Origin of the sequence: Tritonibacter aquimaris, assembly GCF_009617595.1 — a bacterium.
Taxonomy (GTDB): domain Bacteria; phylum Pseudomonadota; class Alphaproteobacteria; order Rhodobacterales; family Rhodobacteraceae; genus Epibacterium; species Epibacterium aquimaris.
Genome location: NZ_WIXK01000002.1, coordinates 181,106 through 193,518 on the forward strand (window position 1 = coordinate 181,106; position 12,413 = coordinate 193,518).

The 12,413-nt window shown below is 53.8% G+C and carries 11 protein-coding genes; 8 read left to right on the top strand and 3 right to left on the bottom strand.

Features of this window, described 5'->3' with window-relative positions; translation table 11 throughout:
- Positions 1-111 precede the first annotated feature (111 nt).
- A complete protein-coding gene (locus tag GG681_RS04435) occupies positions 112-1,338 on the bottom strand; it encodes an argininosuccinate synthase (protein ID WP_153545515.1) in 1,227 nt (408 codons plus the stop codon).
- Positions 1,339-1,474: 136 nt separating this feature from the next.
- On the opposite strand from GG681_RS04435, the gene GG681_RS04440 reads away from it, so the two are divergent.
- Positions 1,475-2,233 (top strand): hypothetical protein, encoded by a 759-nt coding sequence (locus GG681_RS04440; RefSeq protein WP_153545517.1) that lies wholly within the window; start codon positions 1,475-1,477, stop codon positions 2,231-2,233.
- Positions 2,234-2,299: 66 nt separating this feature from the next.
- Positions 2,300-3,526 carry a threonine ammonia-lyase IlvA gene (ilvA, locus tag GG681_RS04445; RefSeq protein WP_153545519.1) on the top strand — a complete coding sequence of 409 codons (1,227 nt, stop codon included), beginning with the start codon at positions 2,300-2,302 and terminating at the stop codon, positions 3,524-3,526.
- Between the two features lie 4 nt (positions 3,527-3,530).
- Here ilvA and GG681_RS04450 read toward each other — a convergent pair whose 3' ends face one another.
- Positions 3,531-3,854 (bottom strand): Hpt domain-containing protein, encoded by a 324-nt coding sequence (locus GG681_RS04450; RefSeq protein WP_153545521.1) that lies wholly within the window; start codon positions 3,852-3,854, stop codon positions 3,531-3,533.
- 221 nt (positions 3,855-4,075) lie between these two features.
- Here GG681_RS04450 and GG681_RS04455 point away from each other — a divergent pair, with 221 nt between their 5' ends.
- Complete coding sequence (locus tag GG681_RS04455) at positions 4,076-5,308, top strand: fused response regulator/phosphatase (RefSeq protein ID WP_153545523.1); 1,233 nt, start codon at positions 4,076-4,078, stop codon at positions 5,306-5,308.
- A 3-nt stretch (positions 5,309-5,311) separates the two neighbouring features.
- Here GG681_RS04455 and GG681_RS04460 read toward each other — a convergent pair whose 3' ends face one another.
- Positions 5,312-5,755, bottom strand: a complete 444-nt coding sequence (locus GG681_RS04460) for an NUDIX domain-containing protein (protein WP_153545525.1) — start codon at positions 5,753-5,755, stop codon at positions 5,312-5,314.
- A gap of 77 nt (positions 5,756-5,832) precedes the next feature.
- Between GG681_RS04460 and hslO the strand changes: the two genes are divergently transcribed.
- The 5 genes from hslO to GG681_RS04485 all read left to right on the top strand — a co-directional run bounded on the left by hslO (position 5,833) and on the right by GG681_RS04485 (position 12,399).
- Positions 5,833-6,819, top strand: coding sequence for an Hsp33 family molecular chaperone HslO (gene hslO / locus GG681_RS04465; RefSeq protein WP_153545527.1), 987 nt, complete (start codon positions 5,833-5,835; stop codon positions 6,817-6,819).
- A complete protein-coding gene (locus GG681_RS04470; protein WP_328593262.1) occupies positions 6,812-7,402 on the top strand; it encodes a CoA pyrophosphatase in 591 nt (196 codons plus the stop codon). Before hslO ends, GG681_RS04470 begins: the two co-directional genes overlap by 8 nt.
- Positions 7,402-8,565 carry a CCA tRNA nucleotidyltransferase gene (locus GG681_RS04475; RefSeq protein ID WP_153545531.1) on the top strand — a complete coding sequence of 388 codons (1,164 nt, stop codon included), beginning with the start codon at positions 7,402-7,404 and terminating at the stop codon, positions 8,563-8,565. The genes GG681_RS04470 and GG681_RS04475 overlap by 1 nt, the downstream gene beginning before the upstream one ends.
- Before the next feature lie 160 nt (positions 8,566-8,725).
- Positions 8,726-10,564 (top strand): ABC transporter ATP-binding protein, encoded by a 1,839-nt coding sequence (locus tag GG681_RS04480; protein WP_153545533.1) that lies wholly within the window; start codon positions 8,726-8,728, stop codon positions 10,562-10,564.
- Positions 10,561-12,399 (top strand): ABC transporter ATP-binding protein, encoded by a 1,839-nt coding sequence (locus GG681_RS04485; RefSeq protein ID WP_153545535.1) that lies wholly within the window; start codon positions 10,561-10,563, stop codon positions 12,397-12,399. Before GG681_RS04480 ends, GG681_RS04485 begins: the two co-directional genes overlap by 4 nt.
- Positions 12,400-12,413: the final 14 nt, after the last annotated feature.

Consider the following 12,413-nt stretch of genomic DNA (forward strand, 5'->3'; position numbering starts at 1 on the left):
TCAAAAGCAACTACTATAAGTTGTTATGAAGGATTTGACTTCGTTTCGTGCAAACTGCAACAAAAAAAGCCGCCCCAAAGGTGGAGCGGCTTTAAACTGTTTGTTTCTTATTTAGCTTTTGACGCGCTTATTACGAGCTGCCAACAGTTTCAGGCGCAGCGCATTCAGCTGGATAAAGCCGGCCGCGTCGGTCTGATCGTAGGCGCCTGCGTCTTCTTCAAAGGTCACATGCGCTTCGGAATAAAGCGAGTGATCAGACCAGCGGCCTACGGTTTTGGCCGAGCCTTTGTAGAGCTTCAGCTTCACGGTGCCGGAAACGTGCTCTTGCGATTTGTCGATCAGCGCCTGCAGCATTTCGCGCTCTGGGCTGTACCAGAAACCATTGTAGATCAGCTCAGCATAGCGCGGCATGATCGAATCTTTGAGATGGCCTGCACCGGAATCCAGGGTGATCTGTTCGATACCCTTGTGCGCTTCGAGCAGGATTTCACCACCGGGGGTCTCGTAGATGCCGCGGGACTTCATGCCAACAAAGCGGTTTTCCACAAAATCAAGGCGGCCAATGCCGTGCTTGCGGCCATATTCATTCAGCTGTGTCAGAATGGTCGCCGGCGACATGGCTTCACCATTGATGGCAACAGCGTCGCCTTTTTCAAAGGTGATTTCGATGAATTCAGGGGTGTCAGGGGCATCTTCTGGGTTCACTGTACGTTGGAACACGTAATCCGGTGCCATATCGGCGGGATCTTCCAGAACCTTACCCTCGGACGAGGTGTGCAGCAGGTTCGCGTCAACAGAGAAGGGCGCTTCGCCACGTTTGTCTTTTGCGATTGGAATCTGATGCGCTTCGGCAAACTCAAGCAGTTTGGTGCGCGAGGACAGATCCCATTCACGCCATGGCGCGATCACTTTGATGTCGGGGTTCAGTGCGTAGGCCGACAGCTCAAAACGAACCTGGTCGTTGCCTTTGCCAGTCGCACCGTGAGACACCGCATCGGCACCCACTTCAGCAGCAATTTCAACCAGGCGCTTGGAGATCAGCGGGCGCGCAATTGAGGTGCCCAGCAGATAGAGCCCTTCGTAGACCGCATTGGCGCGGAACATCGGGAAGACGAAGTCACGCACGAACTCTTCGCGGATGTCTTCGATGAAGATGTTTTCTGGCTTGATGCCAAGCAGCTCAGCCTTTTTGCGGGCCGGCTCCAGCTCTTCGCCCTGACCGAGGTCAGCCGTAAAGGTAACAACCTCGCAGCCGTATTCGGTCTGCAACCATTTCAGGATGATCGATGTATCAAGGCCGCCAGAGTAGGCCAGCACAACTTTCTTGGGCGCGGACATGGGTTTTCCTCTTGATCAGAACGAATGCGAACTACCGCTTTTTCGACCTAAGGGCAAGGTTTTCAGGTTTTGCGATCATATGGCGTTACGGTAGACGGGATGTGCTATTGAAACTTATCGATATTGAAAGTCAAAAATGACAAAATCTGTTACAGCTTGGCATATTTTTCTACATTCTATCAATATGTTGCGTCGCAATAGAACTGAGGTCTTGAAGATTTTTGCGGCACCGGCCTTGTTGGCAGTTTTTCTGGTTGTCGTGGTTTTCTGGCGATTTGAGCTTGAAACAATATTCCAGATCTATTCGGGAAATGGCGCACGGGCCACCGGCAAGATTTTCATTTTGTTCTTTTTGGTGGTCCTGTGTAGCCTTATCCTCATATGGCCCGTTATCGTTTGGCATCGCTTCATCTTGCTCGAAATACCGGTCGGCTGGGTCAATCGAGTCGAAATTTCGGGTATTTTCAGGTATTTTTTCTACTATATTGGCATCCTCATCCTGGTGACTGTGCCATCGCTAATACTGCGGTACGCGTTCGCGGCGGTTGGATCAGGTTTGGTATTTTCTTTGGATGGTTTCTTTGATCTGGCTATTTCATCAATTATTGCATGGCTGAGCTACCGGCTGACACCAGTCCTGCCAGGTATTGCCCTTGGCCTAGAAGGTAATGGGCTTGGTGCCGCTTGGAAGGCAACCCAGCCTGGTGCGATGGTTTTATTCTTTCTCGCGATCATCTTTGCGATCTTTGGTCTGATAGAGGTGGGTATCGCATTGATGATCCCGGAGTACGGCTATCTATTCTTGAATATGGCTATCACAGTCGTATTGTTCTTTGTTCAGATCAGCGTCGCCACAACGATCTATGGCGTTTACGTGGAAAAGCGCGAAATCTAGCCAGCATTTCATGTTTGCTTTGCGCCTGCCCCTTGTCACAGGGGCGGGCTTGCGCCACCAAGAGATATGAGCGATTTTCAGTCCAAAGCCCGCACTGCAACCCAAGCCATGCGCGACGTGTTTCCCGCAACGCCACTCCAACGCAACGTCCTGCTGTCCGAACGCTATGGCGCAGACATCTATCTGAAGCGCGAAGATCTGAGCCCGGTTCGCTCATATAAAATTCGTGGTGCCCTGAACGCCATGCGCAAACAAACTGACCAAGAGCTGTTTGTGTGCGCCTCAGCCGGTAATCACGCGCAGGGTGTGGCCTTTATGTGCAAGGCGCAGGGTAAACGCGGTGTGATCTTTATGCCCGTGACCACACCACAGCAGAAGATCCAGAAAACCCGTATGTTTGGTGGCGACAATGTCGAGATCCATCTGATCGGAGATTTCTTTGATGATACGCTGGCGGCCGCGCAAAACTGGTGTCGTGAACAGGGTGGTCATTTCCTGTCGCCCTTTGACGATGATGATGTGATCGAGGGGCAGGCATCCATTGCTGTTGAGATCGAGGAGCAATTGGGCCGTTCGCCGGATCACATAATCCTGCCGGTTGGCGGTGGTGGCATGTCGTCAGGCGTATCCACCTATTTTGACGATGATGTGCACTGCCTGTTTGCGGAACCCTCTGGTGGGGCCTGCCTGCGTGCGGCGCTTGAGGCCAAGCAACCAGTTGCCCTGAAGCGTGTGGACACCTTTGTTGATGGCGCCGCGGTGGGTCGTATCGGGGCCAAACCGTTTGAGCTGTTGAAACATGTGCCGGTTCCAGATGCGCTGACGATTGATGAAGATCGTATCTGTTCCACCATTCTGGAAATGCTCAACGTGGAAGGCATAGTCCTTGAGCCCGCAGGTGCTCTCGCAGTGGAAGCGCTGGGCGATGTACAAAGCTGGATCCGTGGCAAAACTGTTGTCTGCCTGACATCTGGTGGCAATTTTGATTTTGAACGCCTTCCCGAGGTGAAAGAACGCGCTCAGCGATATGCGGGTTTGAAAAAATATCTGATGCTGCGACTGCCACAGCGACCAGGCGCGCTGAAAGAATTTTTGCAGATTCTTGGCCCTGAGGATGATGTGGCGCGCTTTGAGTATCTCAAAAAATCAGCCCGCAACTTTGGTACGGTTCTGATCGGGATTGAGACTAAGCGCCCGGAAAATTTTCATCATATTTTCGAACGCCTCGATGCGCAGGGTCTGGCCTATACTGACATCACCAATGATGAAACGCTGTCGCAGTTCCTGATCTGATTGCTCAGTACTTATTGGGAAGTTCCTGCAGAAAGTTGGTCTTTGAACTTTCATAAAGTGCAACGATTTCAACGAGGTTGACGGTATCCGCCTGACCTTGTGACGACAGGCGCTCGCCTTCTTGGCACTTTTCTGAGAAGGCCTGAAACCCAAGATTCAGGGCGCTGCCTTTGAGAAAATGCAAATCCTGCTCCAGCTCGCTGCGGTCATCAGCCCGCAGTCTATCTAAAACACCCTCGACTTCTTCCAAAAAGATTTCTACCACTTCTTCGAAGTCTTCAGCGCCGATTTCGTCACGTAGTTCTGTTACTCTGAACCAGTCAATCATGTCCGATCTTCCCTTGTTCACACTTTGCTCTTGGGGAGGTCATAAATTGACATCGGTAAAATTACAGTGAAAGTACAACATTTGATCAAGTTTTAGATTTCATCAACTGTTAAAGGTCTATCGGGATAGTAGCAGGTGAACAAAACAGAATTACCGCTTTTTACGAGGTATCCTTGGTGCTTCCTGACCGAAACATTGATGATGATTTGGAGTCTTCTGAGATGACTGGAACGATTCAGCGCGTTCTTGTTGTTGATGACAGCCGTCTCCAACGCAGAATTCTCGTGGCTTCCCTTAAAAAATGGGGTTTTGAGGTCGTCGAAGCGGACAGCGGCGAATCCGCGATGGAAATCTGTCGCGAGGAAGCCCCGGATCTGATTTTGAGCGATTGGATGATGCCCGGGATGAACGGGATCGAATTCTGTCGCAATTTGCGGAAGATGAATTCAGACAATTATAGCTATTTTATTCTGCTGACCTCCAAGAGTGAGAAGAATGAAATTGCAGAAGGTCTGCATTCTGGTGCGGATGATTTTCTCACCAAACCGGTGAGCTCTGATGAGTTGCGCGCGCGGATTTCCGCAGGTGAACGTATCCTGCGGATGCAGCGTGAACTTTCCGAGAAAAACCGGATTGTCTCGGAAACCCTTGATGAACTGCAGCGTGTCTATGACGCGATCGACAAAGACCTGATGCAGGCCCGCAAAATCCAGGAATCTCTGGTACCAGAGCTGAGCCGGGTCTACGGGGAATCCAAGGTAAGCCTCCTGCTGAAGCCCTGCGGCCATATCGGCGGCGATCTTGTGGGTATGTTCTCTCCCGGGGTGAACCGGTTGGGGTTCTATTCAATCGACGTGTCCGGACACGGGATCACTTCGGCAATGATGACTGCCCGTCTGGGTGGATATCTGTCATCGTCCCACTTTGATCAGAACGTGGCGATGGAGCAGCGTTTCAACCGATATTACGCGTTGAAGCCGCCTGAGGATGTGGCGAGCATTCTGAACGCGCGTCTCATCGCTGATACCGGAATCGAAGAATATTTCACCATGGCTTACTGCACCGTTGATCTGCGTAGCGGCCTTCTAAAGCTTGTGCAGGCGGGCCACCCGCATCCACTGCTTTTGCGCAAAGACGGCACCATGGAATATATCGGCCAGGGTGGTGTACCTGTAGGCCTTGTGCCCGATATTGAATATACGCGTGAAGAAGTGGTGCTGGAGCAGGGGGATCGCCTGCTTTTGTATTCCGATGGTTTCACCGAGGCGCGTCTTGAAAATGGTGAAATGCTTGAAGATGAGGGGCTGATGGACCTTGTCAGAAAATGCGATACCGGGCAGGGCGGTCAGGAATTTTTGGACGAGCTCTATTGGAACCTCACCCAGGTGATGTCCAAAGAGCACGGTCTGGAAGACGACGTCTCCGCGACGTTGTTCGAATATAACGGGGCGTAGGTCCTAGCCACGGCGCATGAGCTGTCTGACAAAATATCGATCGCCAGGGTTTCCTAAGCTTTCGGCTGCGACCTCGATCGGTGACCAAATAGGTTCGTGATCGGGTTCTACGGGCGGTCCCAGCTTGCGCAGCGGCTGTGCCAGGTAGATATGACAGATCTTTTCGGCAAAATACTTGTAGTCGGGTAGATAGCTAAACAAACGAAATATGCCGATTTTACGCGGGGTTGTGATGGCCCAACCGGTTTCTTCGTAAACTTCACGGTGGAGTGCTGGAACCATATGTTCGCCGCGCTCAACCCCGCCACCGGGCAGTTGCAGATCACGAATAGGCCGCATTTTCCCGGTTAACAGCAGGTGGCCGTTTCGGGGTAAAATCACATAGGCGCCGGGACGCGCACGGTATTTAACCCCGCTTAGGGGTGGTTCTCCAAATCGCGGGATCATGGACTGCCCTCTTCACACCAGCGCTGATAAGCCTATATAGGCCCGATATGCCAAACCCCGGCGCGCAAGGAAACCCCATGACACTCGCCTCTAAAATCGCGTGGGACGATACGGTCCTGCCTTTCCAGCTTGATGCCTCAGATATGCGCGGCCGTGTGGCGCGTTTGGATGGGGTGTTGGATGGAATCCTGAAACAACACGCATACCCCGCCGTTGTAGAGGCGTTGGTTGCGGAAATGGCGCTGTTGACCGCTTTGATCGGTCAGACGGTGAAACTGCAGTGGAAACTATCCTTGCAGGTGCAGTCCAAAGGGGCTGTGCGGATGATTGCCACAGATTACTATGCGCCTGAAAACGAAGGTGAGCCCGCCCGTATTCGCGCCTATGCCAGTTTTGATGCGGATCGTCTGACAGAGGGTGCGCCGTTTGATCAGGTCGGCGAAGGCTACTTTGCCATTATGATCGACCAGGGGCAGGGGATGAAACCCTATCAGGGCATTACCTCTCTGACGGGTGGTTCGCTTTCGGCCTGCGCCGAAGCCTATTTTGCCCAGTCTGAACAGCTGCCAACCAAGTTCCGCTTGGAGTTTGGCCGTTCTACCGCGCCGGGTGAGCCTGAAAGCTGGCGTGCCGGCGGGGTGATGTTGCAGCATATGCCCAAGGCTTCGCCTTTTGCAGCGCAAAGCGAGGGCACTGGAGATATCCTAAGCGCGTCCGATTTGATTGCGGGTGACAAAGAGGAAAATTGGAACCGGGTGAATATCCTGCTTTCAACCGTCGAAGAGCTGGAATTGGTCGGCCCGTCGGTTACGCCAACCGATCTTTTGCTCAGATTGTTTCACGAGGAACAACCGCGTGTCTATGAAACGCAGATGGTGAAATTTGGCTGCACCTGTTCCGAAGAACGCGTACGCGAAAGCCTGTCGATTTATTCCGCCAAGGACATTGAAAAGATGACCAATGACCACGGTCGGGTGACAGCGGATTGCCAATTCTGTGGCGCGTATTTTGACCTTGATCCCAAAACCGTTGGTTTTGAGGCGGAGCAGGCGGCAGGTGATTGATCTGATCACACAGGTTCAGGCCGCATTGGGGCGATCCGGCAAAGGGTCGTCCGATTTTGATCTGAACCCAGATGTGAAGCTGCCGGAAAATCGCAAACTGCGCCCGGCAGGTGTATTGATCCCGATTGATGTCACCGGTGCTGAGCCGCGGGTGATATTGACCAAACGGTCCTCGGCATTGAAACACCATCCCGGCCAGATCGCCTTTCCCGGTGGCAAGGTGGATGAAGCCGACGCAGATCCAATTGCCGCGGCGCTGCGTGAAGCCAACGAAGAAATTGGCCTGCCGCAGGCTGCTGCGCGCACCCTTGGTACGCTGCCAGAACATGAGACAGTCACCAGTTTTCAGGTAACGCCTGTGGTTGCCCTGGTGGAACAGCCGTTTCAGCTTTGCCCGGAACCCGGCGAAGTGGACGAGGTGTTTTCCGTGCCCTTGACCCATGTGATTGAACGCCAGAACTTTGCCATTCAGGGGCGGCGGTGGCGCGGGCAGAGACGGTATTACTACACCGTTCCTTTTGGCCCCTACTACATCTGGGGGGCATCCGCGCGCATGCTTTATTCCTTGGCGGAGCGCATGTGATGCAGCCGCGTATTGATCAGCCCTGGCTCCATGACAAGCACACGCAAAAGGTCTGCGCGGCGTTGACTTCCACAGGTGCAAAAGCATTTTTTGTTGGCGGCTGTGTGCGCAACGCGTTGATTGGCGCGCCGGTGTCTGATCTGGATATTTCCACTGATGCAACACCCGAACAGGTGATGCAGCTCGCCAAGGCTGCGGGCATCAAGGCCATCCCCACGGGCATAGACCACGGTACAATTACGCTGGTGTCTGGTGGTATCCCGCATGAGGTCACCACGTTTCGCAAAGATGTTGCCACCGATGGGCGGCGCGCGGTTGTCGCCTTTTCGTCCGATATGGCGGATGATGCGCGGCGGCGTGATTTCACCATGAATGCGCTTTATGCGGATCCCCAGGGTGTGGTGTATGATCCGCTTGGCGGATTTGGAGACTTAAACAAACGGCGCGTGCGTTTCATCGGCACCGCTGCGCACCGCATCCAAGAAGACTACCTGCGTATTCTGCGCTATTTCCGTTTCCATGCCTGGTATGGTGATCAGTCTGCAGGGTTTGATGAGGATGCGCTTGCCGCGATTGCCACAAACCTTGAAGGTCTTGCACAATTGTCGCGGGAACGGGTTGGTAGCGAGTTTTTGAAACTCCTTCGTGCGCCTGAGCCCGCGCCATCGGTAGCCTGCATGCGGCAGACAGGGGTGCTGCATACCTTGCTGAATGGGGTCGATGATCGCGCATTGGCGCCTTTGGTGCATTTGGAAACTGTAGGATCATCTGATGAGGTAGACCCGATCTTACGGCTTGCGGCACTTGGGGAAGATCTGTCAAAGCCCCTTCGCCTGAGTAACGCGCAGGATAAACATCTGCACATTTTGCGCACAGCGGCGCTGGGCACTGCAGGCGCGGCTGAGCTTTCTTACCGCTTGGGCGCACAAGATGCGCGCAAGGCGATGATCCTGCGTGCCGCCTTGCTCGAAACCCCGTTTGATCCGCATATGAATGACGATATCCAGCATGGTGCTGCAGCTAAGTTTCCGATTGCGGCACAGGATCTAATGCCTGCACTTTCTGGTGCGCAGTTGGGGCAGGCGCTGCGCCAGCTAGAGGGTGATTGGATCAAAAGTGGGTTTTCGCTGGACAAAAACGCGTTGTTACGCAGCTTAAAGTGACGTTTTACAAAAGCTTCTCAACGGTTGGGGGTGACGTCTTGGCGCGTTTTGCGTAGGTCTAACAGCATTCGACATCTATCGGGCGAATGGGGCGCGCTGAACAAAGTTGGGTTCGCCGTGCCATCTGTGGTCTTACGACATGCATCTGTGGAGTAGGGATATGTTTCGCATTTTTGAGAGTCTGGTTGACCCCTACACACCCTATTCAGAGGATGGTGTGCCGCCGAAAACCTTGGCGCATTTCTTCCGCTACTATTCCAAACCCTTTGCAAAGATCTTTGCCTTTACCGCGTTTATGTCGGTTGTGGTTGCCGCAATTGAGATCGGGCTGATCTATTATATGGGTCGTATTGTTGATCTGCTGGTTGGTGACCCGGCCGTGGTCTGGCAGACGCATGGAACTGAGCTGATCTTGGTGGCGCTGTTCATTCTGTTCATACGGCCAGCGCTGCAGTTGCTGGATGTTTTGTTGCTCAACAATGCGGTCATTCCGAATTTCGCCACCTTGATCCGTTGGCGCGCGCATAAACATGTTCTGCGTCAGTCCGTGGGCTGGTTTGAAAATGATTTTGCGGGCCGTATTGCCAATCGCATCATGGGCACACCGCCTGCTGCAGGCGAAGTGGTGTTTCAAGCCTTTGACGCTATTACCTTTGCGCTTGCCTATGTGATTGGAGCCGCCACGCTATTGTGGGCGGCAGATGTGCGCCTGCTTGTGCCGCTTGTCATCTGGCTGGTGCTTTATGGGATTTTCATGCGGTGGATGTTGCGTCGGGTGGGGCCGGCCAGTCAGGCTTCGTCTGATGCGCGTTCGATGGTGACAGGGCGGATTGTTGACAGTTATTCCAATATTCATTCCGTCAAAATGTTTGCCCATCACAATCGCGAACTGACCTATGCCCGCGAAGCAATTGAACAAACCCGCACCACGGTACAGACCGAGATGCGCATCTATACGTCGATGGATGCGGCGCTTGTGTTTCTCAACGGGTTGCTGATTGTTGGTGTTGTTGGCTGGGGCGTTGCGATGTGGATGCAGGGCAGTGCCTCTGCTGGGGTGGTGGCTTCGGCGACAGCGCTGACATTGCGGCTGAACGCGATGACCGGCTGGATCATGTGGGCGCTGACCACATTCTTTCGCCAGCTTGGCGTGGTTTCAGAAGGGTTGGAAACCATCGGCCAACCGATAGACCTGCTGGACGCAGAGAATGCAAAACCGCTTGAACTGCGTGAGGGTGGTATCGAGATTTCCAATCTCAGCCATCACTATGGGCGCGAGACAGGTGGGCTTGATCAGATTTCGCTCACGATCAAACCCGGCGAAAAGATTGGGCTCATTGGCCGCTCGGGCGCGGGGAAATCCACTTTGGTCAAACTGCTGTTGCGGTTTTATGATGCTGAGCGGGGCGTAATTTCCATTGATGGCCAGGACATCTGTCAGGTGACCCAGGACAGTCTGCGCAGCCAGATCGGTATGGTGCAGCAGGATTCCTCGCTGCTCCACCGGTCGGTGCGTGACAACATTCTATATGGCCGCCCCGATGCAACGGAGGATGAAGTTCTTGCCGCCGCCAAACAGGCCGAAGCACATGAGTTTATTCTCACGTTGGAAGACCCAGAAGGGCGCAGCGGCTATGACGCGCATGTGGGAGAACGCGGCGTTAAACTGTCAGGCGGGCAGCGCCAGCGGGTAGCATTGGCGCGGGTGATCTTGAAAGATGCGCCAATTCTTGTGCTTGATGAGGCCACATCGGCGCTTGATTCCGAGGTGGAAGCCTCAATCCAGCGCACGCTTTACGGCATGATGGCGGGTAAAACCGTGATTGCCATTGCGCACCGTCTGTCCACAATTGCCCAAATGGATCGCATTCTGGTTTTGGATGACGGAAAAATTGTTGAAGAAGGCGCCCATGAGGAGCTTTTGGAAAAACACGGCCTATATGCACAATTTTGGGATCGCCAATCCGGTGGTTTCCTGAACCTTGAGGCAGCGGAATGATCGTCGACAAACTTATTGATGCTTTTAAACCTGCAGAAGGCGCGCCTCCGCAAACCCTTGGTGCATTTATTCGCTGGTGCCTGTCGGGGGCCTGGCCCGCGCTGGGCGTGGCGACGGTGTTTTCAGCCACTGCCGGCGCGCTTGAGGCTGGGACCGCCTTTATATTGGGTCTGGTGATCGACACAGCAATTACCAGCGGTGCGGATCAGTTCTTCAGCGCCGCCAATATGTCGTTGATCGTTGGCGCGCTGCTGTTTTTCCTTGTGGTGCGACCAATCATGTTTGGCCTGTCGTCGATGTCGAATTCGATCATTGTCGGGCCCAATATCAACCCGCTTGTCCTGTCACGGCTGAACCGTTGGACGCTGGGGCAGTCGGTTGGCTATTTCGATGATGATTTTGCCGGCCGAATTGCCCAGAAACAGATGCAGACTGCAACGGCGGTGACATCTGTCACCAGCGAGATGATCAATGTTGTGGCCTTTGCCTTGGCGTCGCTTTTGGGGGCGATGGCGCTTTTGGCTACGGTTGATCTGCGCATATCGCTTCTGTTTGTGATCTGGCTTGCGGGCTATTTTGCACTGATCCGTTGGTTCATGCCGCGCATTCGCAAACGTTCTTCTGCACGGGCCGGGGCACGTGCGGCGGTTTCGGGGCAGGTGGTTGATACGCTGACCAATATCCGCACTGTAAAACTCTTTGCTCATGGCGATCACGAAGAGCGCAGCGCCGTGGATGCTATGGTGAATTTTCGCGAAAAGGCGCTGCATTTCGGCTATCTCTCCGCAAGCTTTCGGTTTTGCCTGATGGCACTCGCGGGTATTCTTCCGGTCCTGTTGATCGGTGCAACGCTTTACATGTGGCACCTTGGCCTCGCGAGCGAAGGGAAAATTGTGGCCGCGGGCACCGTGTCCATTCGGATTGCGCAGATGACAGGCTGGGTCAGCTTCACCTTGATGGCGATCTATTCAAACGTGGGTGAGATCGAAAACGGGATGAAGACGCTTGCGGTGTGCAAACGCATTCCCGATGACAGCGATGTGCCGCTTGAGGTAACAGGCGGCGCGATTGATTTTGACAAGGCAAGCTTTGCCTATGGGCGTGATGTTGGTGGGGTTCAGGAACTCGATCTGAAAATCGCGCCGGGTGAAAAGCTTGGCATTGTGGGGGCATCAGGCGCTGGGAAATCCACGCTCGTCTCGCTGCTGCTCAGGCTCTATGACACCGAATCCGGGCATGTTTTGATCGATGATCAGGATGTGTCAGCGGTGACCCAGGATTCCCTGCGGCGTCACATCGGCATGGTTACGCAGGAAACCGCGATGTTCAATCGCTCTGCGCGCGACAACATTTTGTATGGCAATCCGCACGCCAGCGAAGAAGAAATGATTGCCGCCGCCCAAAAAGCCGAGGCTCATGATTTCATTCAGGATCTGCAAGATGGTCAGGATCGCACGGGCTATGACGCCCATCTTGGTGATCGCGGTGTCAAAATCTCTGGCGGCCAACGTCAGCGGATCGCCTTGGCGCGCGCCATTTTGAAAGACGCACCGATCCTTGTTCTGGATGAAGCCACCTCCGCCTTGGATTCAGAAGTCGAAGCCTCGATCCAATCGGCATTGAGCCGGGTGATGGAAGGCAAAACCGTTCTTGCCATCGCGCATAGGCTTTCAACACTGAGCGAAATGGATCGTATCATTGTTATGGAGGCGGGGCGCATTATCGAAAGCGGCAGCCACGCAGAGCTATTGGCCGCAGACGGGCGCTATGCGCAGTTTTGGAACCGCCAATCCGGTGGCTTTATCAGTGTCGATGACAGTTTGGCGGCTGAATAGGCTTTTGTGTTGCA